Source organism: Nonomuraea terrae (assembly GCF_044465245.1).
In the GTDB taxonomy this organism is placed as follows: domain Bacteria; phylum Actinomycetota; class Actinomycetes; order Streptosporangiales; family Streptosporangiaceae; genus Nonomuraea; species Nonomuraea terrae.
In genome coordinates this window covers 1,084,527-1,110,151 of sequence record NZ_JBITLL010000004.1, presented here as the reverse complement: position 1 = coordinate 1,110,151, position 25,625 = coordinate 1,084,527, and the positions used below count along the sequence as shown (strand labels likewise).

The 25,625-nt window shown below is 71.8% G+C and carries 26 protein-coding genes; 18 read left to right on the top strand and 8 right to left on the bottom strand.

Going from position 1 to position 25,625, the window contains the following annotated elements; genetic code table 11:
• Positions 1-80 precede the first annotated feature (80 nt).
• Positions 81-1,016 carry an alpha/beta hydrolase gene (locus ACIBP6_RS23410; protein WP_397055261.1) on the top strand — a complete coding sequence of 312 codons (936 nt, stop codon included), beginning with the start codon at positions 81-83 and terminating at the stop codon, positions 1,014-1,016.
• Positions 1,009-2,109, top strand: coding sequence for an acyltransferase (locus tag ACIBP6_RS23405; RefSeq protein WP_397055259.1), 1,101 nt, complete (start codon positions 1,009-1,011; stop codon positions 2,107-2,109). Before ACIBP6_RS23410 ends, ACIBP6_RS23405 begins: the two co-directional genes overlap by 8 nt.
• A 52-nt stretch (positions 2,110-2,161) precedes the next feature.
• Here ACIBP6_RS23405 and ACIBP6_RS23400 read toward each other — a convergent pair whose 3' ends face one another.
• Both ACIBP6_RS23400 and ACIBP6_RS23395 read right to left on the bottom strand, forming a co-directional pair.
• Positions 2,162-2,788: a MerR family transcriptional regulator gene (locus tag ACIBP6_RS23400; protein ID WP_397055257.1), complete on the bottom strand. Its 627-nt coding sequence runs from the start codon at positions 2,786-2,788 to the stop codon at positions 2,162-2,164.
• A gap of 16 nt (positions 2,789-2,804) precedes the next feature.
• Entirely contained in the window at positions 2,805-3,815 is a 1,011-nt protein-coding gene (locus ACIBP6_RS23395; RefSeq protein ID WP_397055255.1) for an N-acetylglucosamine kinase, read from the bottom strand.
• Between the two features lie 60 nt (positions 3,816-3,875).
• On the opposite strand from ACIBP6_RS23395, the gene ACIBP6_RS23390 reads away from it, so the two are divergent.
• The 6 genes from ACIBP6_RS23390 to ACIBP6_RS23365 all read left to right on the top strand — a co-directional run bounded on the left by ACIBP6_RS23390 (position 3,876) and on the right by ACIBP6_RS23365 (position 10,103).
• Positions 3,876-4,910 carry a MurR/RpiR family transcriptional regulator gene (locus ACIBP6_RS23390; protein ID WP_397055254.1) on the top strand — a complete coding sequence of 345 codons (1,035 nt, stop codon included), beginning with the start codon at positions 3,876-3,878 and terminating at the stop codon, positions 4,908-4,910.
• A complete protein-coding gene (locus ACIBP6_RS23385) occupies positions 4,907-5,656 on the top strand; it encodes a sugar isomerase domain-containing protein (protein WP_397055252.1) in 750 nt (249 codons plus the stop codon). The genes ACIBP6_RS23390 and ACIBP6_RS23385 overlap by 4 nt, the downstream gene beginning before the upstream one ends.
• Positions 5,657-5,719: 63 nt before the next feature.
• On the top strand, positions 5,720-7,081 hold the full coding sequence (locus tag ACIBP6_RS23380) for a cellulose binding domain-containing protein (RefSeq protein WP_397055250.1): 1,362 nt from the start codon (positions 5,720-5,722) through the stop codon (positions 7,079-7,081).
• 63 nt (positions 7,082-7,144) lie between these two features.
• On the top strand, positions 7,145-8,404 hold the full coding sequence (locus ACIBP6_RS23375) for an extracellular solute-binding protein (RefSeq protein ID WP_397055249.1): 1,260 nt from the start codon (positions 7,145-7,147) through the stop codon (positions 8,402-8,404).
• Positions 8,404-9,288, top strand: coding sequence for a carbohydrate ABC transporter permease (locus tag ACIBP6_RS23370; protein WP_397055247.1), 885 nt, complete (start codon positions 8,404-8,406; stop codon positions 9,286-9,288). Before ACIBP6_RS23375 ends, ACIBP6_RS23370 begins: the two co-directional genes overlap by 1 nt.
• Positions 9,285-10,103, top strand: a complete 819-nt coding sequence (locus ACIBP6_RS23365) for a carbohydrate ABC transporter permease (protein WP_397055245.1) — start codon at positions 9,285-9,287, stop codon at positions 10,101-10,103. Before ACIBP6_RS23370 ends, ACIBP6_RS23365 begins: the two co-directional genes overlap by 4 nt.
• Positions 10,104-10,116: 13 nt before the next feature.
• On the opposite strand, the gene ACIBP6_RS23360 is transcribed toward ACIBP6_RS23365, so the two are convergent.
• Positions 10,117-10,611 (bottom strand): GntR family transcriptional regulator, encoded by a 495-nt coding sequence (locus tag ACIBP6_RS23360; RefSeq protein WP_397055243.1) that lies wholly within the window; start codon positions 10,609-10,611, stop codon positions 10,117-10,119.
• A gap of 35 nt (positions 10,612-10,646) precedes the next feature.
• A complete protein-coding gene (locus tag ACIBP6_RS23355) occupies positions 10,647-11,123 on the bottom strand; it encodes a GntR family transcriptional regulator (protein WP_397055241.1) in 477 nt (158 codons plus the stop codon).
• Positions 11,124-11,234: 111 nt separating this feature from the next.
• Here ACIBP6_RS23355 and ACIBP6_RS23350 point away from each other — a divergent pair, with 111 nt between their 5' ends.
• Positions 11,235-11,558 carry a hypothetical protein gene (locus ACIBP6_RS23350; protein ID WP_397055239.1) on the top strand — a complete coding sequence of 108 codons (324 nt, stop codon included), beginning with the start codon at positions 11,235-11,237 and terminating at the stop codon, positions 11,556-11,558.
• A 10-nt stretch (positions 11,559-11,568) separates the two neighbouring features.
• On the opposite strand, the gene ACIBP6_RS23345 is transcribed toward ACIBP6_RS23350, so the two are convergent.
• Positions 11,569-12,513 (bottom strand): N-acetylglucosamine kinase, encoded by a 945-nt coding sequence (locus tag ACIBP6_RS23345; RefSeq protein ID WP_397055238.1) that lies wholly within the window; start codon positions 12,511-12,513, stop codon positions 11,569-11,571.
• 79 nt (positions 12,514-12,592) lie between these two features.
• On the opposite strand from ACIBP6_RS23345, the gene ACIBP6_RS23340 reads away from it, so the two are divergent.
• From ACIBP6_RS23340 to ACIBP6_RS23320, 5 genes are read left to right on the top strand one after another with little or no spacing between them, the layout of a single operon-like run.
• Positions 12,593-13,462 carry a MurR/RpiR family transcriptional regulator gene (locus ACIBP6_RS23340; RefSeq protein ID WP_397055236.1) on the top strand — a complete coding sequence of 290 codons (870 nt, stop codon included), beginning with the start codon at positions 12,593-12,595 and terminating at the stop codon, positions 13,460-13,462.
• Complete coding sequence (locus tag ACIBP6_RS23335) at positions 13,463-14,197, top strand: sugar isomerase domain-containing protein (RefSeq protein WP_397055234.1); 735 nt, start codon at positions 13,463-13,465, stop codon at positions 14,195-14,197.
• A 19-nt stretch (positions 14,198-14,216) separates the two neighbouring features.
• Positions 14,217-15,626, top strand: coding sequence for an N-acetylglucosamine/diacetylchitobiose ABC transporter substrate-binding protein (ngcE, locus tag ACIBP6_RS23330; protein ID WP_397055232.1), 1,410 nt, complete (start codon positions 14,217-14,219; stop codon positions 15,624-15,626).
• Positions 15,626-16,537 (top strand): carbohydrate ABC transporter permease, encoded by a 912-nt coding sequence (locus ACIBP6_RS23325; protein WP_132613951.1) that lies wholly within the window; start codon positions 15,626-15,628, stop codon positions 16,535-16,537. The genes ngcE and ACIBP6_RS23325 overlap by 1 nt, the downstream gene beginning before the upstream one ends.
• Before the next feature lie 48 nt (positions 16,538-16,585).
• On the top strand, positions 16,586-17,452 hold the full coding sequence (locus ACIBP6_RS23320) for a carbohydrate ABC transporter permease (protein ID WP_397055230.1): 867 nt from the start codon (positions 16,586-16,588) through the stop codon (positions 17,450-17,452).
• A 77-nt stretch (positions 17,453-17,529) separates the two neighbouring features.
• On the opposite strand, the gene metE is transcribed toward ACIBP6_RS23320, so the two are convergent.
• Positions 17,530-19,671, bottom strand: coding sequence for a 5-methyltetrahydropteroyltriglutamate--homocysteine S-methyltransferase (metE, locus tag ACIBP6_RS23315; protein ID WP_397055228.1), 2,142 nt, complete (start codon positions 19,669-19,671; stop codon positions 17,530-17,532).
• An 85-nt stretch (positions 19,672-19,756) separates the two neighbouring features.
• Between metE and ACIBP6_RS23310 the strand changes: the two genes are divergently transcribed.
• Entirely contained in the window at positions 19,757-20,596 is an 840-nt protein-coding gene (locus ACIBP6_RS23310; RefSeq protein ID WP_397055388.1) for a LysR family transcriptional regulator, read from the top strand.
• Here the strand turns inward: ACIBP6_RS23310 and ACIBP6_RS23305 are convergent.
• On the bottom strand, positions 20,589-21,269 hold the full coding sequence (locus ACIBP6_RS23305) for a DNA alkylation repair protein (protein WP_397055226.1): 681 nt from the start codon (positions 21,267-21,269) through the stop codon (positions 20,589-20,591). The two genes, ACIBP6_RS23310 and ACIBP6_RS23305, sit on opposite strands and share 8 nt — an antisense overlap.
• Positions 21,266-21,943: a TetR/AcrR family transcriptional regulator gene (locus ACIBP6_RS23300; RefSeq protein ID WP_132613961.1), complete on the bottom strand. Its 678-nt coding sequence runs from the start codon at positions 21,941-21,943 to the stop codon at positions 21,266-21,268. The genes ACIBP6_RS23305 and ACIBP6_RS23300 overlap by 4 nt, the downstream gene beginning before the upstream one ends.
• A 125-nt stretch (positions 21,944-22,068) precedes the next feature.
• Here ACIBP6_RS23300 and ACIBP6_RS23295 point away from each other — a divergent pair, with 125 nt between their 5' ends.
• Genes ACIBP6_RS23295 through ACIBP6_RS23285 form a run of 3 tightly spaced genes read left to right on the top strand, consistent with a single transcriptional unit; the run spans position 22,069 to position 25,617 of the window.
• Entirely contained in the window at positions 22,069-23,433 is a 1,365-nt protein-coding gene (locus tag ACIBP6_RS23295; RefSeq protein ID WP_397055224.1) for an alkaline phosphatase D family protein, read from the top strand.
• Between the two features lie 26 nt (positions 23,434-23,459).
• Positions 23,460-24,938 (top strand): glycoside hydrolase family 3 protein, encoded by a 1,479-nt coding sequence (locus ACIBP6_RS23290; RefSeq protein WP_397055222.1) that lies wholly within the window; start codon positions 23,460-23,462, stop codon positions 24,936-24,938.
• A gap of 4 nt (positions 24,939-24,942) precedes the next feature.
• Positions 24,943-25,617 carry a pentapeptide repeat-containing protein gene (locus ACIBP6_RS23285; protein WP_397055220.1) on the top strand — a complete coding sequence of 225 codons (675 nt, stop codon included), beginning with the start codon at positions 24,943-24,945 and terminating at the stop codon, positions 25,615-25,617.
• Positions 25,618-25,625: the final 8 nt, after the last annotated feature.

Genomic DNA, 25,625 nt, shown 5'->3' with positions numbered 1-25,625 from the left:
CAGCGGGAGTCGGACTACAGGCGGTGATCCCTACTTTCGATGCCGAGGACTGATCCCCGGCACGGAAGGACCCACCGCTCATGAGGACCCGCCTGCACCGCTTGTTGTCCGCGGCGATCGTCGCCGCCCTGGCGGGGCCCCTGACCGGCGTGACACGTCCCGGATCGGTGCCCGCGCCCGTTCCCGCCCCCGTGCCCCCGCTGGTCGCGACCCCGGCCGCACTCGCCGAGCGGTACGCCGCCGGCCGCGCCGAGATCCTGGCGGCCGAACGGGCGGCGGCCCGGCACGGCGACCACCGGCGCGCCGCCGTGGTGCGCGCGATGGCCGATCCCGCGCGGCGCTTCCTGTCGTTCGACGGACGTGACGGCGGCCGGACCGTCGAGGTGTTCGGCGATCTGGCCGGCGCCGAGCGCATCGCCGTGCTGGTGCCCGGCGCCGGCATCAGCCTGGACAAGTACCGAGCCTTGCGCGACGGCTCGACGAGTCTCAAGGACGCGCTCGGCGACCGGTCGGCCGTCGTCGCCTGGCTCGGGTACGCCACGCCGAACGGTGTGAGCCTCCAGGCGGTCACCCCCGGCCGTGCCGAGGAGGCCGCGCCCCGCCTGCGCGCCTTCGTCCGCGAGCTGGCCGCGGCCAGGCCGGGCGCCAGGATCTCGCTGCTCTGCCACTCGTACGGCTCCGTCGTGTGCGGCCGGGCCGCGCCGGGCCTGGACGTGGCCCACCTCGTCCTGTTCGGCAGCCCCGGCGCCGGCGTGCCGGACGCCGCCGCGCTGCGCACCCCCGCCACGGTGTGGGCCGGCCGCACGGCGGGGGACTGGATCGGCGGCCTGCCGCACGCCTCCATCGCGTTGCCGTTCGCCACGGTCGGGCTCGGCGAGGACCCGGTCGCGCCCGGGTTCGGCGCCCGGGTCTTCGCCGCGGGCGGCGGCGGGCACGGCGACTACCTGGCCGCCGGGTCCACGGCGCTGGCGAGCATCGCGCGCATCGTGTCCGGACGGGCCGGCGGCGATGCGTGACCTGCTCACGCGGCTCGACGCCGCGACGCCCGCCGATCGCGACCGCGCGCTCGACGCGCTGCGCGCCCTGGCCGTCCTCGGCGTGGTGATCGGGCACTGGCTGGTGACCGCGCTGGTCATGGAGAGCGGGACGGTCCGCGTCGCCAGTCCGCTGCGGTCCATGCCGCAGCTCGCCCCGGTGTCCTGGGTGTTCCAGACGCTCGCGGTGTTCTTCCTGGTGGGCGGTCTGGTGGCGACGCGCGGTCACCTCCGTGCCCGGGCGCGAGGCGTGTCGTACGGGCGGTGGCTCGCGGGGCGGGCGGCCCGGTTGTTCCGGCCGGTGGCGGCCTTGGTGGCGGTGTGGGCGGTGGCGGCGCCGGCCATGCTGGCCTGGGGCGCCGAGCTGGAGAGCGTGTGGGCGCTGGTCAAGCTGGTGCTGTCGCCGATGTGGTTCCTGCTGGTGTTCGCCGCGCTGACGGCGGCGACTCCGCTGGTGTCACGGCTGCATCCGGCCTGGCCGCTCGCCGTGGCCGGGGTGGTCGATCTGGCGCGGTTCACCGTGGACGGAGCGGATGGGCTCGGGTGGGTCAACGTGGTGGCCGGGTGGCTGGTGCCGTACTGCATGGGGGCGGCCTGGGCCCGCCGCGGCCTGCCGGGGCGCGCGGCGGGATGGGCGCTGCTGGCCGGGGGCGGGGCCGCGGCCGTGGCGCTCGTCACCTGGGGCGGCTACCCCGCCGCCATGGTCGGCGTGCCGGGGGCGCCGCTGTCGAACCTCGACCCGCCCTCACTCGCCGCCGTCGCCTTCGGGCTCGCCCAGAGCGGCGCGGCCGTGCTGCTGCTCGGCCCGCTGCGGCGGGTGCTGCGCCGCCCGGCGGCCTGGGGCGCGGTGGCGCTCACCAACCTCGCCGCGATGACGGTCTTCCTCTGGCACCAGACCGCGATGATCGCGGTCGCCTCGCTCGCCCTGCTCGCCGGGAGACTGCCCGGCCTGCACACCGCTCCCGACGGGCTTGGCTGGGTGCTGGCCCGGCCGGCCTGGCTGCCGGTGTTCGCGGCGGCGCTGCTGGTCTGCTGCACCGCGTTCCACGTCCACGAACGCCGTGCGGCCGGTTGAGCGTTTCACCGCGCGGGGGTGGCCGGGGGAAGCGACTCGACCTGCCGGCCGGTCACCGCGCGGGGGTGACGCGCAGGGCGGACTCGGACTCCTGGGCCATGCGGCGCAGCGTGTCGAGCGCCCGGCCGTACAGGACCGTGCCGAGCACCATCGCCTCGACGGCGGCGTCGCGCGGGCCGTCGAACGGGATCGCGTCCATCTCCACGTCCGCCACCAGCCTGCGCGCCGCCTCAGCGTACGGCGCGAGGTCGATCCGCAGGCCCAGCTGACGCATCCGGACCAGGGTGTGGGCCAGCTCGTCACGGGTGGGCGCGGCCGGGGCGACCTCCCAGCCGAGGTCGTCGAGGAGGGCGTCGACCTGGGATCGCGCCGCCCGCCACTCGTCGCCGGGCTCGGGCTCGACGGGCACGCTCAGGGCGTTGTGGGCGGTGCCCAGCGTCACGTGCATCGGCAGCGACGGGTCGTCGACGGCGGCGACGACCTTCTTGATGGCGGCGACCGAGAGCCGGCCGACGTCGAGCAGGGTGCGGATCAGGCGCAGCCGCCGCAGGTGGGAGTCGTCGTACTCGGCCCTGGTCGCGGCGGTCTGCTCGCCCGGGTGCAGCAGCCCTTCGCGCAGGTAGTACTTGATCGTCGGGATCGCGACACCCGACCTGACGCTGAGCTCCGAGATCCGCATCCGGCAGATAATAACGCTATCCACTCTCCGTCCAGCTTGTGGCTCGCTCCCCGTGCGGCCGGGCTCCGGTGAAGCGGGTATGGCGGGCGCGCGACTCCCGTGGGTCCAGGAACGCCTGCGCGGCCAGCCAGGCCGCCGCCCCCGCGGCGTCGCCCGCCACGGTGACCGTCCCGGCGCCTTCCAGGAGATCTCGTACGGCATCCCGTACGGGGCCCTCAGGTGTGAGGACGCCGCCGGACAGGACGATCGGCAGGCCCGGCTCGTGCACCGCCGAGACGGTCCTGACCAGGCGGCGTGCGGCTTCCTCGACGATCGACACGGCCGCCGGATCGCCGGTTCGCGCCGCCCGGCTCACCAGCGGCGCCAGCTCGGCCAGCGCCAAGGGGTGGCGCGCGTGCACCACCTCCGCCAGCCGCGCCACGGGATCGCCGTGGGTGGTGCAGGCGCACTCCCCGAGGAGGCGGCGGACGACGAGGGAGGTGAGCGGGCCCGGGGTGGCGGCGACGGCGCGGATGGCGGTGCGGGCGGCGGCGCGGCCGATCCAGAAGGCCGAGCCTTCGTCGCCGAGCTGCCAGCCGTACCCGTCGGCGGTGGCGACCGGCGCATGACCGCGGATGCTCGCCGCCACGGCCCCCGTGCCCGAGATCAGCACGGTGCCCGACGGCGACGCCGTGCCGGAGACGAACGCGGTCACGACGTCGCCCACCGTACGCACGCGCGGGGCGGCGTCGTCCGTCCGCGTGGGAAAGGCTTCCGGGAGGGCGGCGCGCAGGACGCGGTCGGACAGGGACGCGCACAGCGCCGGGTTTCCCGCCAGCCCGACCACCACCGCCTTCACCCGCGACGGCGAGACCCCGGACAGCGCCGCCCGCACGGCCTCGGCGAGGTTCGCGGAGGCGGCCTCCATGCCGAGCGTGACGGGGTTGGCTCCGCCGGCCGACCCGCGCCGCACCGGCTCGCCCTCCACCGTGAACAGCGCGGCCCGCGAGGATGTGCCGCCCGCGTCGACGCCCAGCACCAGCTGCATGTCAAAAATTATTGCCCAAATGCCCTTGACTGCACCAGATCTGGGCATAATTATCGCCGCGTGGACCTCCTCAACCGCATCGCGACCGACCGGCACGACATGCCCGAGGCGCTGCGCAAAGTGGCCGACGCCATTCTCGGCGGCCCGGCCGACGCCGCCCGGATGACCATCGTCGACCTGGCCGAGCGGAGCGGGACGTCCACCGCCACCATCACCCGTTTCTGCCGCGCCCTGGGCTTCACCGGGTACGCCGAGTTGCGCGTGGCCATCGCGACCGAGACCGGGCGGGTGGCGCAGCAGACGTGGGAGACCGACATCGGCCAGGAGATCCTGCCCGACGACAGCCTCGACCGGGTGCTCGGCGTCGTGTCCGCCAACGACATCCGGCTGATCCAGCAGACGCGCGACCAGCTCGACCTCGCCGTCGTCGACAAGGTCGCCCAGGCCGTGGCGCGGGCGGGCCGGGTGCTGCTGTTCGGGGTGTCGAGCAGCGCGGCGGTGGCCAGCGAGATGGAGTACCGCCTGCAGCGCATGGGGGTGCCGACCTGGAGCAGGTCCGACGCCCACACCGCGCTCACCGACGCGGCGCTGCTCGGCCAGGGCGACGTGGCCATCGGCATCTCCCACAGCGGCAGGACGCGCGAGGTCATCGAGGTGCTCGCGGAGGCGGGCAGCCATGGCGCGATCAGCGTGGCCGTCACCTCGCAGCCCCGCTCGCCGCTGGCCGAGGTGGCCGAGCTGGTGCTCACCACGGCCAGCCGGGCGACCAGCTTCCGGTCGGAGGGGTTCGCCGCCATTCACTCGCAGCTGCTGGTGCTCGACGTCGTGTACGTGTCGGTCGCCCAGCGCACCTACGAGCGGACCAAGCAGGCCTTCGACGTCACGGTCCGGGCTGTCGCCGGACACCGTCTACCGGAGCAGCGTCCATCGGAGCAGCGTCCATCGGAGCACCGTCCATCGGAGCACCGTCTACCGGAGCACCGTCCATCGGAGCACCGTCTACCGGAGCACCGTCTACCGGAGCACCGTCTACCGGAGCAGCATCTTTCCGAGCAGCACCTTCCCCAGCAGGGCCTTCCAGAAGAGGAGTCATGACAGTAAGCCGCGAAGACTACGCCGGACACGTCGCCGACCTCGTGCGGGTCATCCCCGAGGACCCGGAGATCCCGCGCGCCGCCGACCTGTTCACCAAGGCCCTGACCGCGGGCGGCGTCATCCAGGCGTTCGGCTCGGGCCACTCCGAGGCGGTGGCGATGGAGATCGCCGGCCGCGCGGGCGGTCTCGTGCCCACCAACCGCCTCGCGCTGCGCGACATCGTGCTGCACGGCGACGCGCCCCGCTCCGAGCTCGACCGCTACGACCTCGAACGCGACCCCACCATCGCCCGCACCATCCTCGACCTGGCGCCGGTCCAGAATCACGACCTGTTCGTCATCATCTCCAACTCCGGCGTGAACGGCGTCGTCGTCGAGCTCGCCGCCCTCGTGAAGGAGCGCGGTCACGACCTGATCGCGATCACCTCGCGCGCCCACGGCGCAGCCGTCGCCTCCCGCCACCCCTCGGGGCGCAAGCTCGCCGACCTGGCCGACGTCGTCCTGGACAACCGTGCGCCGTACGGCGACGCCGTCCTGTCCCTGCCCGGGGGAGGCGCCTCCGTCGGAGCCGTCTCCACGATCACCTCCGCCCTGCTCGCCCAGCTCGTCGTCATCCAGACCGTACGCAACCTTCTCGAAGCCGGCGAAGTGCCGCCCGTCTACCTCTCGGCCAACGTCCCCGAGGGTGACGCGCACAACCTCCGGCTGGAGGCGCTGTACGCGGGTCGCATCCGCCGCGGCGCCTGACCCGGCCCCACACTCAGGGGCACGCACGACATCGGGGACCACACACCCAAGGAGACCCCCGCCATGTCCCGAAATTTCGGAAAACTGCTCCTCTCCTTGTCCCTCACCCTCCTGCTCGCCGCCGTCGGCGCCCTGGCCGTCGTCGCGCCGGCCAGCGCCGACCAGGCCGTCCGCCTCCAGTACCGCACGAGCGCGCCCGGCGCCACCACCGCCCAGGCCGAGCCCTGGCTGCGCCTGTTCAACGACGGGACGACCACGATCCCGCTGAACCAGGTCAAGATCCGCTACTACCTGACCGGCACCGAGACCTATCGCTTCGCCTGCTCATGGGCGGTGGTGAGCTGCTCGACGGTCACGGGGACCTTCGTCCGGCAGGAGGGCTCGGGGCAGTACCTGGAGGTCGGCTTCACCTCCGGCAGCCTGGCCCCGGGCCGGAACACCAGCGACCTGCAGCTGCGCTTCTACCGCGCCGACTGGCAGACGTTCACCCAGAGCGACGACTACTCCTACGGTCCGCAGACCGCGTACTCCGACTGGGAGAAGATCACCGTCTACGTCGGCGGGGAGCTCGCGTGGGGCGAGCCGACGGGCAGCGACCCGGACCCGACCGACCCGCCGACCAACCCGCCCGGCGGATCGGGCGTGCTGTTCGACGACTTCAGTTACGCCGGGCCGGCTGACCCGCTGCTGTCACAGCGCGGTTGGACCGTGCGCTCCAGCTCGGGCGGGCCGGGCGTGCCCGGCGCCACCTGGTCACCGTCGGCCGTGTCGTTCCCCGGCGGCCTGCTGACCCTCGACTCCTCCACGAACGGCACCGCCGCCGGGACCGTGCAGACCGAGCTGTCCACCGCCGCCCGCAAGTTCCACGAGGGCACCTACGCCGCCCGGGTGCGCTTCAGCGACGCCCCCACCAGCGGACCCGACGGCGAGCACGTCGTGCAGACGTTCTTCACCATCACCCCGCTGGCCTTCAACCTCGACCCGAACTACGGCGAGCTCGACTTCGAGTACCTGCCGAACGGCGGCTGGGGCGAGCCGTCCACCATCCTCTACGCCACCAGCTGGGAGACCTACCAGGGCGACCCGTGGCAGGCCGTCAACACCCACACCGCCGAGCGCGCGTCGTTCGCGGGCTGGCACGACCTCGCCATCCAGATCTCGGGCGGCCGGATCAAGTACTACGTGGACGGCCGGCTCTTCGCCGACCACGGTGACATGTACTACCCCGAGACCCCGATGTGGATCATGTTCAACCAGTGGTTCATCGATCTGCAGGGCGCGACGGGAACCCGTACGTACCGGCAGCAGGTCGACTACGTCTACCACAGCAAGAACGAGGTCGTCGCGCCCGCCGACGTCCTGAGCCGGGTCGCCGCCCTGCGCGCGGCCGGCACCTCCTTCACGGACACCGTTCCCAGCCCGTGAACCGTCCCGCGCCCGTCCCCGCAGGGGGCGGGCGCGGGTCCACCCCCCACCAGAAGGAACACCATGAAATACCGCATTCTTGCCCTGGCGGCCGTGTTCGCGCTCAGCGCGTGCGGCGGCGGCGGTGAGCCGGAGCCCGGGGCGGCCTCGGGGGCCGCCTCCACGACGCTGACCGCCTGGATCATGGACGGCAGCGTCACGCAGGACCTGCTGAAGAAGTTCGAGACCGAGTACGAGGCGGCCCACCAGGGCATCGACCTCGACATCCAGATCCAGGCGTGGGACGGCATCGGCGAGCGCGTCACCGCCGCCCTGGCCAGCACCGACGCCCCCGACGTGATCGAGGTGGGCAACACCCAGATCGCCCAGTACGCGGCCAGCGGCGGCGTGACCGACCTGACCGGCAAGATCGCCGACCTGAAGGGCGAGGACTGGCTGCCGGGCCTGGCCCAGCCGGGCAACATCGACGGCAAGCAGTACGGCATCCCCTGGTACGCCGCCAACCGCGTGGTCGTCTACAACAAGGACCTGTTCGCCGACGCCGGCATCACAGAACACCCGAAAACCCGCGACGAATGGATAGAAGTCACGACAAAACTCAATAAAGATGGAAATCAGGGCATTTATTTAACCGGCCAGACCTGGTACGCCCTCGCCGGCTTCGTCTGGGACGAGGGCGGTGACCTGGCCGTCCAGGAGAACGGCCAGTGGAAGGGCGCGCTCGACACCCCCCAGGCCATGGCCGGCATGCAGTTCTACAAGCAGCTGCAGGCGCTCGGCAAGGGCCCCAAGGACGCCGACGAGGCCACCCCGCCCCAGCACGAGGTCTTCGCCCAGGGCAAGGTCGCCCAGATCATCGCCGTGCCCGGCGCCGCCGCCCGCGTGCTGGAGGTCGAGCCAGGGATGAAGGACAAGATGGGCTTCTTCCCCATCCCCGGCAAGACCGCCGACAAGCCCGGCACCGTCTTCACCGGCGGCTCCGACCTCATCATCCCGGTCGCCTCGCAGCGCCAGACGGAGGCGTACGAGCTGGTCAAGGCGCTGGCGGGGGAGAAGTTCCAGACCGAGCTCGCCACCACCATGAGCTTCGTGCCGAACCGCACGTCGCTGGCCGGCGTGCTGTCGGGCGACGAGGGCACCGCGGCCATGGCTGTGGGCGCCGCCAACGGCCGCGCCACCCCGAACACCCCGAACTGGGCCGCCGTCGAGGCGACTTCGATGATCAAGCAGTACATGACCGCCGTGCTCACCGGCGCCGACCCCGCGACGGAGGCGAAGAAGGTCTCCGAGTCGATCACCACGACGTTGAACAGCGGATCCTGATGTGGGTCAGGACCCGGTCGTACTGGCCCTACCTGCTCATCGCGCCGGCGGTGGTGGGCGGGGCCTTCCTCCTGCTCTATCCGCTGTTCAAGGCGGCGGTGATCTCGTTCCAGCACTTCCGCATGGGGGAGCTGATCAGGGGCGGCGCGGTCTTCGTCGGGCTGGACAACTACACGGAGCTGCTGACCGGCACCGAGTTCTGGGAGGTGCTGCTGCGCACGGCCGTGTGGACGGCGATCAACGTGGTGCTCATCGTGGGGCTCTCCACCGGCATCGCGCTCATGATGGTCCGCCTCGGCCGCGGCCTGCGCCTGGCCCTCATGAGCGCCCTGGCGCTGGCCTGGGCCATGCCGATCATCGCCGCCACGACCGTCTTCCAGTGGTTGTTCCAGTCGGAGCTGGGGCTGGTCAACTGGCTGCTGGTCACACTCGGCCTCGAGTCGTTCCAGGGCTACACCTGGTTCGCGAACGGCACCGCCACGTTCGCCGTGCTCGTCGTGCTCGTGGTGTGGCAGTCGGTGCCGTTCGCCGCGCTCACCCTCTACGCCGGGCTCACCACGATCCCGGCGGAGCTGTACGAGTCGGCCAGGATCGACGGCGGCACCGGCTGGCAGGTGTTCCGGCAGATCACCTTCCCGATCCTGCGCCCGCTGTTCGCCCTGGTCGCGTCGCTGGAGGTCATCTGGGTGGCCAAGTGCTTCCCGCAGATCTGGGTGCTCAGCCAGGGCGGCCCCGACGACGCCACGACCACCCTGCCCGTGTACGCCTTCAAGATCGCGCGGGTGCTGCACCGCTATGACCTCGGTTCGGCGGTGGCCATGCTCACGGTCGTCATCCTGGCGATCGCCCTGGTCAGCAACCTGCGCAGGATGGTGCGTCAGTGAAGAGGCTCCTGCTCAACACGGCGGCCGTCGCCGTACTCGTGACCACGATCTTCCCGGTCTACTGGATGTTCCTGACCGCGTTCAAGCCGACCAGGGACATCCAGTCGCCCACGCCGACGTTCTGGCCCGCCGATCCGACGTTCGACCACTTCGTCACGGCGATCAACGCACCGGGGTTCTGGACCTACTGGCGTAACAGCCTGCTGGTCACCGTGGGAGCGGTGCTGCTGGCGCTGATCGTGGCGCTGCTGGCGTCGTTCGCGGTGGCGCGGATGCGGTGGCGGGGGAGAGGCGTGTTCGTCGTGGCGGTGTTCGCCGCGCAGATGGCGCCGTGGGAGGCGCTGCTGGTGCCGGTGTTCATCATCGCCCGCGACACCGACCTGCTCGACTCGCTGGCCATGCTGACCGGCGTCTACTTCATGATCACGTTGCCGTTCACGATCGTCACGCTGCGCGGGTTCCTGGACGCGATCCCCCTGGAGTTGGAGGAGGCCGCCCAGGTGGACGGGTGCAGCCGGATGGCGGCCTTCCGCCGGGTGGTGTTCCCGCTGCTCGCGCCGGGCCTGATGGCGACCTCGCTGTTCGGCTTCATCACGGCGTGGAACGAGTTCGCGTTCGTCAACGTGCTGATCATCAAGGACCAGGACCAGCGGACGCTGCCGGTGTGGCTGTCGTCGTTCCGCGACGTGTTCGGCACCGACTGGGGCGCCACGATGGCCGCCGCCAGCCTTTTCGCGCTGCCGGCCCTGCTGCTCTTCCTGTTCCTGCAGCGCAACGTCGGCACCGGGATGACGGCGGGAGCGGTCAAGGGGTGAGCGCCGCGGCGGGTCACCCGGACGCTTCCTCGGGCCACTCCCCGGGATCGCACACGTAGGTGCCCCGCTGCGGCACCGTGACGACCCAGCGCGCCTCCCGCAGGTGCGAGACGGCTCGCCGCGCGGTGACCCGGGCGACGCCGTACTGGCGCATCAACGTCGTGTCAGTGGGGATCGGCCGGTTGGGCCGGAGCTCGCCGCGCCTGATCCGGGCGACCAGGTCCTCGGCGATGCGGGCGTGCAGAGCCCTCGTCGGCTTCACCCGGGGCACGCCCGCGGGCCCGACGAACGTGCCCTCGCCGCGGACGGTGTGGACGAGCCGCCGCCTGCGCAGTTCCCTGGCCACGTTGCGCGCGGTGGTCCGCGCGATGCCGAACTCCGCCTCCAGCGCCGCCTCGCTCGGCACGGGCTCACCGGTGCGCAGCTCTCCGCCGGCGATCCGCTCATGGATCACGTCGGCGACCTGCACGTACAGGGGGATGGGGCCATCGCGGTCGAGCACGCTCATAAGCGTAGACGTCTAGATACGAGCGGGCAGGCGAATCACTCCGCCGGCCACGACTCCTTCGGGGAGACGTAACTGCCGCGCTGGGCGACGGTGTAGATCCAGCCCTGCTCGCGCAGCAGCGCCATGGCCCGCCGTACGGTCTCGCGCGCGACGCCGTACTGCTTGACCAGCGCCGTCTCGCCCGGAATGGGACGCCGCGGGAGGAACTCGCCCGCCTTGATCTGACCGCTGACGTCCGCCGCGATCTGCTGGTAGATCGGCATCTTCCGCTTCTGGCGCGGGGCTCCCGCCGGCGGGCCGACGAAGGACCCCTCTCCCTGCACGGTGTAGAGGAGGCCCTCCTCCCGCAGCAGGTTCACCGCCCGCCGGGCGGTGGTCCTGGCCACGCCGAACTCCTGCTGGATCTCGGCCTCGCTCGGCACCGGAGATCCGGCGGCGAGGCCGGAGACCCGGCGTCGCAGGATGTCGGCGATCTGGATGTAGACGTGGGTGTCGCCTTCGTAGTCGAGCACGTAGGCAACATAGGCCAAGACGGGCAAGAGCTCTCATATCGTGCTGTCTGTTCAGACAGACTAGGCGCTCCATGCAGACAAGAGCAGACGACCAGAGATATGGTTCCTCCCGTGATCAGTAATCGACCCGGTGACGGCCCCGTGGAGGACCTCCCAGCGGAGGAGGGCCGGTTCCACTCGGCCCACGTGCCCGACGTCCCCGGCTGCGCCGAGCTCGACTGGGAGCCCGTCCGCAACGGCGGCTACGCCCGCGTCCGCGCCTACACGTGCGACTGCCGGCCGACGTTCTACGAGCTCTGCTACGCCCACGGCCAGGCGTTCATCCGCCGCACCCGCCGGGTGAACGGCAAGACCCTGATCGACGAATGCGCCCACGGCCGTCCCGTCAAGACGCTGGCGGTCTGGGCCATGCTCCTCGCCGGAGCGGCCAGGTAAGAGGCTCGCCTCAGGGGCCGGCGGTGAAGGCGGCGTGCAGGGATCTCGCGGTGGTCTCGGCGAGGAGGTCGCGGGTGGCCAGCCAGGCGGCCGCGCCCGCCGCGTCGCCCGCCGTCGTGACGGTCTCGCCCGCGAGCAGCTCGGTGACCGCCCGCCGTACGGGCCCGTCGTTGGTCAGGACGCTGCCGGCGAGCACCACCGGCCCCGACACGTGCACCCGCCGCAGCGTGGTCACCAGGTGGCGGGCCGCCTCCCGGGTGATCTCGGCGGCCGTCGGGTCGCCCTGCTCGGCGGCCCGGCTGACCGGCCGCGCCAGCGACGCCAGCCGCATGTGGTCGGCCTGCGCCAGCCGTACGATCCGGTTGGCCACCTGGCGCTGCCCGGCGGGCCGCTCGTCGCCGAGGAAGTCGGCCACGACGAGGTCCGCCAGCACGCCTTCGGCCCGCTCCTGGTCGAGGGCGGCCACCACGGCCTTGGCGGCGGCGCGCCCGATCCAGAAGCCCGACCCCGCGTCGCCCAGCAGCCAGCCGAGGCCGTCGGCGATCACCTCCTGCCGGAAGCCCGCGATCCTGGCCGCCACCGCGCCCGTGCCCGACAGCAGCAGCGAGCCGTCCGGCTCGGGCGAGCCGGCCGCGTACGCGATCGGCACGTCGCCCGTGCACCGCGGCCCCTCGGCGATGCCCACCGCGGCCCAGACCTTCGCCAGCTCGGGCGCCAGCTCGTCCACGAGCCCCGCCACCCCGGCCACCGAGGCGACCACGCGATGCCCGTCACCGGGCGGCAGCGCCGCGCCGAGCGCCGTCTCGATCGCCGCCACCGACCTGCCGAGCCCGTGGGCGCTCGGATTGCCCGCACCCGCCCGCGCATAGCCGACGCGCGTGCCGTCGAGCGCGTGGACGGCGACCCGGGTAGAGGTGGCACCGGCATCCACACCGACCACTAGCGATTCGGTCACGGTCAGAGTCTGGGGCTTGACGTGGCCCATAAGCAAGAATAATTTTCGCCAGAAGACCGAGTATTCGGAAGGAATATTCGTGACTTCAGGAGCGCTCGGGCGCGTCGAAACAGAACTCCCCGGCTTGCCGGAGGCCTTGCGCAGAGTCGGCGAGGTGATCCTCGGCGACCCGGCCGAGGCGGCCCGCTCGACGATCATCGCGCTGGCCGAGCGCGCGGGCAGTTCCCCTGCGACGGTGACCAGATTCTGCCGGGCGTTCGGGTTCTCGGGCTATGCGGAGCTGCGCGTCGCCCTCGCCACCGAGACCGGCCGGGCCGCCCAGGCGGGCTGGGGCGCGGGGGTCGGCCACGAGATCGGCCCCGACGATCCGCTCGACGCCGCCATCGAGGTGATGGCGGCGGCCGACACCCGGCTCATCCAGGACACCGCGGCCGGGCTCGACCTCGACGTCGTCGCCCGGGTGGCCGACGCCGTCGTGGCGGCACCGCGGGTGCTCCTCGCCGGCGTGTCCACCAGCGGCAACGTCGCCACCATGCTCGAAGGGCGGCTGCGCAGGATCGGCATCCCGGCCTACGGCGCGGGCGACGCCCACGTGGCGCTGTCGGAGGCGGCGTTGCTCAAGTCGGGCGACGTGGCCGTCGGCATCAGCCACCGAGGACGCACCCGCGAGGTCATGGAGGCGCTGGCGGAGGCGGGCAGCCACGGCGCCACGACGGTCGCGGTCACCTCCTTCGCCCGCTCCCCGCTGGCCGACCTGGCCGACCTGGTGCTCACCACGGCCAGCAGGGAGACCACGTTCCGGCTCGGCGGGCTGGCCGCCGTCCACTCGCAGCTGTTCGTGCTGGACGCCGTGTACGTGGCGGTCGCCCAGCGCACCTACGAGCGGACGAACGAGGCGTTCGAGCGCACGATCAGCGCAGTGGAGAGCCACCGCGTGGAGAGAGGCTGAATGACGTACGCATCCAAGGTCCTCGACCTGGCCCGCCAGGTCGCCGAGAGTCAAGCGGGGCCGGTGGGCGAGGCCGCGGCGCTGCTGGTGGCCGCGATCAAGGCCGGAGGCGTTGTAAACGCTTTCGGTTCCGGGCACTCCGAGGCCATCGCCATGGAGATCGCCGGCCGGGCCGGTGGCCTCGTCCCGAGCAACCGCCTCACGCCGAGGGACCTCGTCCTGTACGGCGGCAAGCCGCCGAGCGTGCTGACCTCGGAGCTGGAGCGCGACCCGGCCGTGGCGCAGGAGATCTACGACCTCGCGCCGGTCGCGCCGCAGGACGTGTTCGTGCTCGTCTCCAGCTCGGGCGTCAACGGCACCGTGGTGGAGCTGGCCCGGATCGTCAAGGATCGCGGCCACCCGCTGATCGCGATCACCTCGGTCGAGCACAGCACCCGGATGACCTCGCGCCACCCGTCGGGCCGCAAGCTGCTCGACCTGGCCGACGTCGTGCTGGACAACGGCGCGCCGTACGGCGACGCCGTCCTGGAGCTGCCCGGGGGCGGCAGCTACGGCGCGGTTTCCACGATCACCTCCGCGCTGCTGGCGCAGATGGTGGTCACCGAGGCGGTGGACGAGCTCGTCGCGCTCGGCGAGACGCCGCCCATCTACCTGTCGGCCAACGTGGCCGGCGGCGACGAGCACAACAAGGCACTGGAGAGCCGATACGCAGGGCGCATCAGGCGCGGATCATGAAAAGTCAGGAGTAGTCGATATGCCTTCCACCCCCCACCTCAGCAGGCGTGATCTTCTTCGTGCCGCGGCGCTCGTGCCCGCGGCCGGGGCGCTGGCCGCGTGTGCCGCCCCCGCCTCCCAGCCGGCCCAGACCGCCTCCGCGGCGCCGGCCGCCACCAGCGCGGCCAACCCGTTCGGCGTCGGCGACAAGCCGCTCGAGGTCTGGATCTTCGACGGTGGCTTCGGTCACCAGTACGCCACCGACATCCACCAGCCGCTCTTCAAGACCAAATATCCGAACGTCGAGATCAAGCACAACGTCACCAAGGAGATCACCAAGATCCTCCAGCCGCGCTTCGCCGGCGGGAACCCTCCTGAGGTGATCGACAACGCCGGCGCCGACATGATGGACTTCGGCGCCCTGGCCCAGGACGGGCAGCTGCAGGACCTGTCGCCGCTGCTCGACGCGCCCTCGTGGGACGACCCCAACGTCAAGGTGCGCGACACCATCGACCCGTCCGTCATCGAGATCGGCACCTACGACGGCAAGTTCAGCGTCCTCGGCTACGTCAACTACATCCACGGCATCTGGTACTCGCAGAAGGTCTTCACCGACAACGGCTGGGAGGTCCCGAAGACCTGGGACGCCTTCCTCGCCCTCTGCGAGACCATCAAGAAGTCCGGCGAGATGGCTCCCTTCACCTACGCCGGCAAGCACCCGCAGTACGCCTACGAGCCGCTGCTCACCATGGCCGCGAAGATCGCCGGCAACGAGGTGCTGGTCAACATCGACAACCTCGAGGACGGCGCCTGGAAGGTCGACGCCATGAAGACCGCGGCCGAGAACATGGCCGAGGTGGGCGCCAAATACCTGATGCAGGGCACCGCCGGCCTCGACCACGTGCAGACGCAGACCGCGCAGAACAAGTTCCAGGTCGCCATGCTGCCCTGCGGCTCGTGGCTGGAGAACGAGCAGAAGTCCACCACCCCGGACGACTTCGCGTACGCGATGTTCCCCATCCCCGACATCACCGGCTCCGACGCCTTGCCGTACGGCACCCTGCACACCCAGCCGGGTGAGAACTTCATGGTCTCGGCCAGGAGCGCCCACCCGCAGGCCGGCATGGAGTATCTGCGGGCCATGTTGTCGAAGAAGGCGGCCGGCGACTTCAGCGAGCTGGTCACCACCCTCACCGTGGTCAAGGGCGCCAGCGAGGGCCGCGAGATCTCGCCCGGCGTCACCAGCGCCACCCAGGCCGTCGCGGCGGCGGGCACCAACACCGTCTACTACCGCGTCTTCGCCTGGTACGGCCAGCTCAACGACGAGTGCAAGGCCGCCACCGGCGAGCTCATGACCGGTGGCCTGACCCCGGACGCCTATCTCGAGCGCATGCAGAAGAAGGCCGACGAGATCAAGAACGACTCCTCGATCAAGAAGTTCACCCGGTAATGACTTTCAACAGGTATCGCCGCGGGCTGTTCATCACCTCGTTCCTGGCAGCCCCGGTGATCCTTTATCTCGTCTACGTGATCTCCCCGAACGTCCAGGCGTTCTACATCGCGATGACCGACTGGCGTGGCGTGTCCGCCACGCCGGCGTTCATCGGCCTGGAGAACTTCGAGCGGCTCCTCGGGGACAACGTCTTCTGGAAGGCCGTCAGCCACAACGCCGCGCTGCTCGTGCTGCTGCCGGTGATCACGATCGTCATCGCCCTGTTCTTCGCCTTCCTGCTCAACGTGGGCGGGCGGCAGGGCGTGTCGGGGATCCGGGGGTCCACCTTCTACCGGGTGGTCTTCTTCTTCCCGCAGGTCCTGGCCGTCACGATCGTGGCGGTCCTGTTCCAGCAGGTGTTGCGGCCGGACGCCAGCGGCATGCTCAACGGGCCGCTGATGGCGCTCGGGATCAACCCGATCGGGTTCCTGTCCGACTCGGGCCTCGCGTTCTGGTCGGTGCTGGGCGTGCTCGTCTGGCAGGCGGTCGGCTTCTACGTCGTGCTCTTCTCGGCCGGCCTGGCGAGCATCCCCAAGGAGATGTTCGAGGCCGCGCAGATCGACGGGGCCGGCCGGGTCAGCATGTTCTTCCGCGTCACGCTGCCGCTGCTGTGGGACACCGTCCAGGTCGCCTGGGTCTATCTGGGCATCCTCGCCATGGACGTCTTCGCGATCGTCTGGGTGATGACCGTCCAGCAGGGCGGCCCCGACTGGTCGACCACGGTGATGGCGGCCGAGATCTACCGCAACGCCTTCGGCTACTTCCGCTTCGGCTACGCCTCCGCCCTGGGCGTGGTGATGTTCCTGTTCACCGTCGGCTTCGCGATCCTTTCGCTGCGCCTGTCGCGGCGTGAACGAATCGAGTACTGAGAAATGGCAACGATGACCTCGGCTGCGCCCTCAAGGAGCGTCGCCCGTGTGGAGCGGAGGCGGCGGCTGGGGCCGCTGGGCGTGCTGACGCACCTCGCGCTGGTGATCTGGACCCTGCTGGTGTTGGTGCCGCTCCTGTGGACCTTCCTGGCCTCGGTCAAGAGCGAGGACGAGATCTTCGGCTCGGCGTGGTCGCTCCCGGAGTCGTTGCGCTGGGACAACTTCGCCAGGGCCTGGGAGCAGGCCCACATCGGCCAGTACATGATCAACAGTGTGATCGTGGTGTCGTTCAGCACGTTCGGCACGATGCTGGTCGGCTCGATGGCGGCGTACGTGCTGGCGCGTTATCCCTTCCGGGGCAACCGCACGATCTACACGCTGTTCGTCGCGGGCCTGGCGTTCCCGTTCTTCCTGGCGCTGTCGCCGCTGTTCTTCGTGGTCCAGAACATGGGCAACGTCCCGGTGATCGGGCAGTTCATCGGGCTGAACACGCACGCGGGCGCGGTGCTGGTGTACATCGCGTACTCGATGCCGTTCACCATCTTCTTCCTCGCGGCGTTCTTCCGTACGCTGCCGACCTCGGTCGGGGAGGCCGCGATGGTGGACGGCGCCTCGCACACCAGGGTGTTCTTCCAGATCATGATGCCGATGGCCAAACCCGGCATCATCAGCATCACGATCTTCAACATCCTGGGCCAGTGGAATCAGTACCAGATCCCGCTGATCCTGCTGCAGGACCGCGACAAATGGGTCCTGAGTCAGGGCATCGCCGACATCTCCACCGCCGCCGGCTACGACGCCGACTGGGCGGCCCTGTTCGCCGCCCTGACGCTGGCCATCCTCCCCATGCTCGTCGTCTACACGGTCTTCCAGCGCCAGATCCAGTCCGGCCTGACGGCGGGCGCGCTGAAATGACGTCGGCCTGGGTGGGGCGGTTCCCGCTGCTCCACCCACCGACCCCGTGCACCGGCGGCGGCCGCCGCTAGAGCCCGCTAGAGCTCGGCCCGCAGCCTGCGGGTGGCCGCCACGACGTTTTTCAGAGACGCCTCGACCTGCTCGTACGCCCGCGTCTTCAGCCCGCAGTCGGGGTTGACCCACACGCGCTCGGCCGGCAGCACCCGCAGGGTCCTGCGCAACAGGTCCTCGACCTCTTGCGCCGAGGGCACGCGCGGCGAGTGGATGTCGTAGACGCCCGGACCGAGGCCGCGCTCGAACGCGTCCACCGCGCCCAGGATGCGCGCCCCCGACCGTGCCGACTCGATCGTGGTGACGTCCGCGTCCAGAGCGTCGACGGCGGCCAGGATCTCGTCGGCGTCCGAGTAGCACAGGTGGGTGTGGATCTGCGTGCGGTCGCCCGCCCCCGAGGTGGCCCGCCGGTACGCCGCCACCGCCCACTCCAGGTAGCCGCCCTGCGCCGCCCGCCGCAGCGGCAGCAGCTCGCGCAGCGCCGGCTCGTCCACCTGGACGATCGGCACCCCGGCGGCCTCCAGGTCGCGCACCTCCTCCCGGACGGCGTCGGCCACCTGGAACACCACGTCGCGCAGCGGCAGGTCGTCGCGGACGAACGACCAGGCCACGATCGTGACCGGCCCGGTGAGCATGCCCTTGACCGGCTTGTCCGTCAGCGACTGGGCGTAGCGCGCCCACCGCACCGTGATCGGCGCGGGCCGGCTGACGTCGCCGTACAGGAGGGGCGGGCGGGTGCAGCGCGAGCCGTACGACTGCACCCAGCCGTTCGCGGTGACGGCGAACCCGTCGAGGTGCTCGGCGAAGTACTGCACCATGTCGTTGCGCTCGGGCTCCCCGTGCACGAGGACGTCGAGCCCGAGCCGTTCCTGCAGCCGGATCACCCGCTCGATCTCGGTCTCGACCCGCCGCTCGTAGTCCTGCTGGGGCAGCGTCCCGGCGGCCGCGGCGGCGCGGGCCGCGCGCAGCTCGCCGGTCTGCGGGAACGAGCCGATCGTGGTGATCGGCAGCGGCGGCAGCCGCAGCCGGTCGGCCTGCGCGGCGGCGCGCACCGCGTACGGGCCGCGCCCCTCGGCCGCGAACGGCGCCGGCGCCGCCTCGGACGGCAGGGACACCGGCACGCCGCGGACATCGCCCCGGGCCAGCGCCACCACCTCGGCCACCTTCTGCTCCGCGAACGCCAGCCGCTCCTTCAGCGCCGGGTCGAGCCCCGGCTCCGCCTCGACGTCGTACGGCACGTGCAGCAGCGAGCAGGACGTGCTCACCGTCACCCGCGAGGCCCGGATCGCGCCCAGCGCGGCGAGGGCCCGCTCGGGCGGGGTCCGCCACACGTCACGTCCCGACACCACCCCCGCGACCACGGTCTTCCCGGTCAGGTCGAGCTCCGGCACGCCGCCCCTGACCAGGTCGACCCCGATGGCCTCCACGGGCGTGGCGGCCAGCACCGGCAGCGCCTCGCCGAGGTCGCCGAAGGAGGAGGCCACGAACAATCCCGGCCGCTCGGACAGCGCCCCCAGCCGTTCGTAGGCGTCGCGTACCGCGGCCAGTTCCTCCGGGGTGCGGTCGGCCACCAGCGCCGGCTCGTCGAGCTGCACCCACGCCACCCCCTCGGTGGCCAGCGCCGCGAGCAGCTCCGCGTAACAGCCCAGCACCTCCTCCAGCCGGTCCGGCGCCGAGCCCAGCAGCAGGAACGTCACCGGCCCCACCACCACGGGACGCGTCTCGAAGCCGAGCGCGCGCGCCTCGCGCACCTCGCCGAGCGGCTTGCCCGCGTCCAGCTTGAACACGGTCTGGGGGCCGATCTCCGGCACGATGTAGTGGTAGTTCGTGTCGAACCACTTCGTCATCCGCAGCGGCGCGAGCCCCTCGGTGCCGCGCGCCATCGCGAAGTAGGGGTCCTCGGCCGCGCGATAGCGCTCCGGCACCGCGCCGAGCATGACCGCCGTGTCCAGCACCTGGTCGTACAGCGAGAAGGTGTTCGACGGCAGCCCCTCCAGCCCCAGCTCGGCCAGCCGGCGCCAGGTCCTGGCCCGCAGCTCGGCGCCCGTCCGCTCGAGCTCCGCCCGGCCGGACCGCCCGTCCCAGTATGACTCCAGCGCCCGCTTCAGCTCCCTGCGCGGCCCGATCCGCGGGTATCCGAGCACGGTGGACTGGGGAAATGCCGACATCTTACGTCTCCTCGCACGGTGGATCAGAATGCTCGGCATCCTGCCGACTGCCCGGCGAGTGGTGCACCATGTATTGGTGTTGCTTATGCTCAGGGAGATCCACTGCTTCACGCGGGTCGCGGCCAGGCTCAGCTTCTCGGCCGCCGCCGCCGACCTCGGGATGTCCCAGCCCGCCATGAGCCAGGCGATCACCCGGCTCGAACGCGCCACCGGCCTCCGGCTCTTCGCCCGGACCGCCCGCGAGGTGCGGCTCACCGCCGAGGGCAAGACGCTCCTCGCGTACGCCGAGCAGGTGATCGAGTCGGTCGGCGCTTTCACCGCCGAGGCGGCCCGGCTGGCACGGCCGACCATTCACCTCGCTTATCCACCGCCGGTCGGAGCGCTCGCGGCACGCATCGCCAGGCGGCTCGCGAGCCGCACGCCCGCGATCGGGGTGGAGCTGCGGGCGGCCGGGCGGGGGGAGGCGGCGCGAGCGCTGGCCGGCGGCGAGGTCTCGGCCGCGATCCTGGCCACCCCGGCGCCCGCCGGGCTCGTCACGGCGGCCAGGTTCCACGTCACCGTCGACCACCTGGCCGTGCCGGTGGGGCACCGGCTGGGGTCGAGTCCGCGCGTCACGCCCGCCGACCTGGCCGGGCAGGTGCTGCTCACGCCGGCCGGCCGGCCCTGGGCGGGGCTGCCGGGCCGGGCGCGCCTGGTGGCCGAGGACGACTTCGCCGCCGCGCTCGACCTGGTGGCCGCGGGCGCCGGGCTGCTGCCCGTCCCGCACCTGCTGGTCAGGACGGTCAGGCGCGACGACCTGCGGTTCGTGCCGCTGGAGGCGGGCGACCTGCGCATCACGTACGCCCTGGCCTGGTCGAAGGAGCGCGTCACGCCGGAGCTGATGGCTCTCGTGCAGGCGGTGCAGGAGGCGCTGTGGACTAGGTGAGGGAGAGGTTCTTCAGCGCCTCGCGGCGGCTCAGGCCCGAGATGCCCTTGGCCTTGACGTAGCGGATCACTTCGGCGGGATTGGTCTTGGCGTATTCGCGTAACGCCCAGCCGATCGCCTTGCGGGCGAAGAAGTCGGTGTCGGACAGGCTCGGCTCGATGCACGCGTACAGCAGGGCGGTGTCGGTGCGGGCCTTGAACCGGTTCTGGCACAGGATCGCCGTACGGCGCTTCCACAGGTCGGCGTCGCCCGCCCATTCCAGCATGAGCGGCCGCATCGTGTCGGGGTAGGCCGCCAGCAGGCCGCCGACCCGGTGGGTGGCCAGCTCGTCCACGAGGTCCCACCAGGCGCCGGTGACGATCATCTCCTCGTACATCGGCACCGTGTAGAGGGTCTGGAACTCCCGGTAGAAGTGGTGGCCGGACAGCTCGATCGCGGCGTAGCGCTCCTCCCGGTATTCGGCCTCGCGCCACAGGGACAACACCGCCCGCCGCCACTCCGGCGCGGTCGCCAGCCGGTGCTCGGCGAACACCTTGCGCAGCGCCCCCCGCCGCGGCACCGCCTGCACACCGAGGAACGGCATCGACGACTTCATGTACGCCCGCATGACCTCGGCCTTGCCGGGCTGGGCCGCCTCCTGCAGGGCCAGGCGCACCGCCTTGCCGAGGCTCATCCCGCGGCGGCGCTGGTGGGGGTGGTGCGCTCGCCGGTGGCCAGACCGTCGAACAGCACGGTGATGTAGTGCTCGGCCAGGGCGTGGGGATTGAGCCTGCCGCCGGGGCGGAACCAGCGCACCGCCACCCAGATCGTGTCGCGGATCATGCGGTAGGTCAGCTTGGGATCGACGTCGGCCCGGAACAGCCCGGCCGCCTGACCCGCCTTGATCTGCTCGACCCAGATCTGCTCGACCTCCTCCTCAGCCTTGACGAGGTAGTTGAAGCGCTCGAACTGACGCAGGTAGTTCCAGTCGTTCTGCATCACCGTGATCGCGGCGCGGTGCGGCTCCAGCGTGGCGAAGCCGATGCGGACCATCTCCGAGAGCACCTCGCGGGCGTCGGTGCTCGTGTCGAGCGCGCCGCGGTAGCGGGCGATGATGTCGTCGAGGAAGGTGGACAGCACCTCGTCGACGATCGTCTCCTTGGAGTCGAAGTGGTGGTAGAGGCTCCCGGACAGGATGCCGGCCTCGTCGGCGATCTGGCGTACGGTCGTGGCCTGGAAGCCCTTGCGTGCGAAGAGCTCCGCGGCGAGCTTGACGAGGTGGTCGCGGCGCTCGGACGCCGACCCCGTCGAGGTCGTGCGCTGACGCTTCGCCGTGGTGGCGGTGCCGGAGTTCTTTCGCGTGGTCACGCCACCATTATGAGCCCTCAGACAATCGCTTGTTCTCGCAACCGGCCCAGCTCATGCGGCATTCGGCGGCAAACCAAGCGCTTGGTGAGCTTTACCCTGCCGTTCCTCGGTCACGATAGAAAAGTATGGCCGACCCTTTCACCCTCGGCGTCGCGTCGGGTGAGCCACTGCCCGACGGCGTCATGCTCTGGACCCGCTTGGCCGTCGACCCCCTGAGCGCCGATCCCGCCCGGCCCGGCGGCATGGCCGCGCGGGCCGTCGAGGTGAGCTGGCAGCTCGCCGAGGACGAACACTTCACGCGAGGGCTGCGCCAGGGCGTCACCGAGGCCCAGCCGGCCTGGGCGCACAGCGTGCACGTCAGGGTCGCCGGTCTCAAGCCCGGCACCGACTACTACTACCGGTTCAGGGCGAGCGGCGCGCAGAGCCCCGTCGGGCGCACGCGGACGGCCGACGACCCGGCCTCCACCCGGCCCGTACGCTTCGCCGTGGCCAACTGCCAGCGCTACGAGCACGGCTTCTACACCGCCTACCGCCACCTCGCGGCCGAGCGGCCCGACGTCGTCCTCCACGTCGGCGACTACATCTACGAGTCACGCCAGGCCGCGAGCGTCGTACGCCCCCTCGGGACGCTGCCCGGCGAGACCGACACGCTGGCCGAGTACCGCCTGCGCTACGCCCGCTACAAGTCCGACCCCGACCTGCGGGCCGCCCACGCCGCCGCGCCCTGGGTGCCCACCTGGGACGACCACGAGGTCGCGAACAACTACCGGGGCACGGGCGACGGCACCGCGGCGTTCCTGCGCCGGCGGGCCGCGGCCTACCAGGCGTACTTCGAGAACCAGCCGATCAGGGTGCGCCCGCGGGGCGGCGGCCTGCAGATGTACCGCAGGCGGACGTACGGCGCCGTCGCCGACTTCCTGGTGCTCGACGTGCGCCAGCACCGCGACGCGGGCACCATGCTCGGGGCCGCGCAGGAGGAGTGGCTGATCTCCCGGCTGGTCACCGGGCGGGTCAGGTGGCGCGTGCTGGTGCAGCCGCTGTTCTTCGCCCGCCGTTTCGTGCCGGGGCCGGCGCCGAACCTGCGTACCGACTCCTGGGACGGTCACCAGGAGCAGCGGGCGCGCATCCTGGCGGCGGGGGCGCCCGGCCTGGTGGTGCTCAGCGGCGACGTGCACAACGCCTGGGCCGGGGAGCTGAAGGCCGACTTCCTCGACCCGGGCTCGGCCACGGTGGGCGTGGAGTTCGTGGCCAGCGCGATCAGCAGCAGGCCCCCGGCGACCGACGGCCCCGCCGTGCTGGCCGCCAACCCGCACCTGAAGTTCTTCGACGGCCACCGCGGTTACCTGTCGGGCACGGCGGGCCCCGACGAGCTGCGGGTGGCCTTCCAGGCGATCGACCACGTCGACCGGCCCGGCGCGCCTGTCACGACCGTCGCGGAGTTCCGCACAGAGGGAGACGGGCTGACGTCAGAAAATGCCACTAGCAAATAGTAAAGTTTCCTATTAGATTCATGGGCATGCCCCTCAGCGGTGACCTGCTTCGCCTCGCCGACGCCGTCCTCTTCCCCGGCTTCGCCGGGCACGGCCCACCCGACTGGATCCGCCGCCGGCTCGGCGAGGGGCTGGCCGGGGTGGTGCTGTTCTCACGCAACATCGCCGGGCCTGAGCAGATCGCCCGGCTGACCGCCGCCCTGCGCGCCGAGAACCCCGCGGTGCTCGTCGGCACCGACGAGGAGTCGGGCGAGGTCACCCGGCTCGAAGCCGCCACCGGCAGCAGCCGCCCCGGCGCGTACGCCCTCGGCGTCGTGGACGACGTGCGGCTCACCGAGGCCGTGGCCGTGGACCTCGGCGGCGACCTGGCCAGGGCCGGCGTCACGATCGACTTCGCGCCCTCGGCCGACGTCAACTCCAACCCGGACAACCCGGTCATCGGCCTGCGGGCCTTCGGCGCCGACCCCGATCTGGTCGCCCGGCACACCCGGGCGTTCGTCCGCGGCCTGCAGTCCGCCGGGGTGGCCGCGTGCGCCAAACACTTCCCCGGCCACGGCGACACCTCGGTCGACTCCCACCACGGCGTGCCCGTGGTCGCCGAGCAGGGCATCGAGGAGGCGCTGCGCCCTTTTCGCGCGGCGATCGCGGCGGGCGTCAAGGCCGTCATGACCGGCCACCTGCTCGTGCCCTCGTACGACGCCGAGCGGCCCGCCACGCTCAGCCCCAAGGTGCTCGCCGGGCTGCTGCGGGAGGAGCTCGGGTTCGACGGCATGATCATCACTGACGGCATCGAGATGGCGGCGGTGTCGGGGGCGTACGGCATCGGGGGCGCCTCCGCCCGCGCCATAGCCGCCGGCGCCGACGCGATCTGCGTCGGCGGCGAGCGGGCCGACGAGGCCACCGCCGCCGGGATCCGCGACGCGATCGCGGCGGCGGTGGTCGAGGGGCTGCTGCCCGAGGAACGTCTGGCCGACGCCGCTCGAAGGGTCCGCGAGCTGGCCGCCTGGACCACCTCCTCGGGCAGCCCCACCCCGGCGGAACCCGGGATCGGGCTGGTCGCCGCCCGGCGGGCGATCCGGATCACGCGCCGCTCCACCGCGCAGGTCCTGCCGCTGGCGGATCCCGCGCACGTCGTGGAGCTGGCGCCCGAGATGAACCTGGCGATCGACAAGAAGACCCCGTGGGGTGTGGGGGAGCCGCTGGCCCGCCTCGTGCCCGGCACCGCGGTCACCCGCCTCACGTCCGGCGAGGCGACCGGCCCCGCACTCGAACGCCTGATCGCGACGGCCGCCGACCGGCCCTTGGTCGTCGTGGTCCGCGACGCGCACCGCCACCCCTGGCAGGCCGACGCCCTGCGCCACCTGCTGAGCGCCCGCCCCGACGCCGTCGTCGTCGAGATGGGCCTGCCCGCCCGCGCCGACCTGGGCGCCGTGCACATCGCCACGCACGGCTCGGCCCCCGTCTGCGGCCGGGCGGCGGCGGAGGCGCTGAGCGGTAGGCTCTGAGATCGTGAACTTCGACGGCGAGGACCTCTCCCGCAAGCCCCTGGCCGACCGCCTGGCGCCGGGGGAGACGCACGTCTTCCACGACTGCGACCTCACCGAGGCCGACCTGTGGGGCGCGTCGCTGGCCGGGGCCAGGTTCGAGTCGTGCGTGCTGGAGCAGACCGACTTCCGCAAGGCCGACCTCGACGGAGCCGTGTTCACCGGCGGGGGCGGCATGCGGGCCCGCTTCAGCGACGCCGACCTCATCGACGCCACCTTCACCGACGTCGACCTGTCGTCGGCGCAGTTCGGCGGCGCCCTGCTGACCGACGCCGCGTTCACCGGCTGCCGCATGATCGGCGCCTCCCTGACCGGCTCGCGGGGCACCGGCTTCACCGTGACCGGCTGCAACCTGACGCTGGCCAACCTCGGTGGTTGCTCGTTCCGCCGCGAGCACATCGAGGGCGTCCGCTTCGACGACGCCGACCTGGCCGGCTGCGACTTCACCCAGGCCACCCTGACGGACTGCCGGTTGATCGGCGCGCGCCTGTTGAAGACGGTCTTCGCCCAGGCCGATCTGCGCGGCGCCGACCTGGGCGACATCGACGACGACACCAGGCTCCGCGCCCTGGCCGGTGCGGTGATCACCCAGTCGCAGGCCACCGCCATCCTCGCCGCCCGCGGCCTCACCGTCATCTGACGGCCCGC

Bases quoted from the DNA above. Each gene is read 5' to 3' on its own strand.
- ACIBP6_RS23380 (WP_397055250.1), top strand. From the start codon at position 5,720: ATGTCCCGAAATTTCGGAAAACTGCTCCTCTCCTTGTCCCTCACCCTC.
- ACIBP6_RS23405 (WP_397055259.1), top strand. From the start codon at position 1,009: ATGCGTGACCTGCTCACGCGGCTCGACGCCGCGACGCCCGCCGATCGC.
- ACIBP6_RS23310 (WP_397055388.1), top strand. From the start codon at position 19,757: ATGCTCAGGGAGATCCACTGCTTCACGCGGGTCGCGGCCAGGCTCAGC.
- ngcE (WP_397055232.1), top strand. From the start codon at position 14,217: ATGCCTTCCACCCCCCACCTCAGCAGGCGTGATCTTCTTCGTGCCGCG.
- ACIBP6_RS23305 (WP_397055226.1), bottom strand. From the start codon at position 21,269: ATGAGCCTCGGCAAGGCGGTGCGCCTGGCCCTGCAGGAGGCGGCCCAG.
- ACIBP6_RS23325 (WP_132613951.1), top strand. From the start codon at position 15,626: ATGACTTTCAACAGGTATCGCCGCGGGCTGTTCATCACCTCGTTCCTG.
- ACIBP6_RS23290 (WP_397055222.1), top strand. From the start codon at position 23,460: ATGCCCCTCAGCGGTGACCTGCTTCGCCTCGCCGACGCCGTCCTCTTC.
- ACIBP6_RS23395 (WP_397055255.1), bottom strand. From the start codon at position 3,815: ATGCAGCTGGTGCTGGGCGTCGACGCGGGCGGCACATCCTCGCGGGCC.
- ACIBP6_RS23375 (WP_397055249.1), top strand. From the start codon at position 7,145: ATGAAATACCGCATTCTTGCCCTGGCGGCCGTGTTCGCGCTCAGCGCG.
- ACIBP6_RS23335 (WP_397055234.1), top strand. From the start codon at position 13,463: ATGACGTACGCATCCAAGGTCCTCGACCTGGCCCGCCAGGTCGCCGAG.
- ACIBP6_RS23360 (WP_397055243.1), bottom strand. From the start codon at position 10,611: ATGAGCGTGCTCGACCGCGATGGCCCCATCCCCCTGTACGTGCAGGTC.
- ACIBP6_RS23295 (WP_397055224.1), top strand. From the start codon at position 22,069: ATGGCCGACCCTTTCACCCTCGGCGTCGCGTCGGGTGAGCCACTGCCC.
- ACIBP6_RS23385 (WP_397055252.1), top strand. From the start codon at position 4,907: ATGACAGTAAGCCGCGAAGACTACGCCGGACACGTCGCCGACCTCGTG.
- ACIBP6_RS23410 (WP_397055261.1), top strand. From the start codon at position 81: ATGAGGACCCGCCTGCACCGCTTGTTGTCCGCGGCGATCGTCGCCGCC.
- ACIBP6_RS23400 (WP_397055257.1), bottom strand. From the start codon at position 2,788: ATGCGGATCTCGGAGCTCAGCGTCAGGTCGGGTGTCGCGATCCCGACG.
- ACIBP6_RS23370 (WP_397055247.1), top strand. From the start codon at position 8,404: ATGTGGGTCAGGACCCGGTCGTACTGGCCCTACCTGCTCATCGCGCCG.
- metE (WP_397055228.1), bottom strand. From the start codon at position 19,671: ATGTCGGCATTTCCCCAGTCCACCGTGCTCGGATACCCGCGGATCGGG.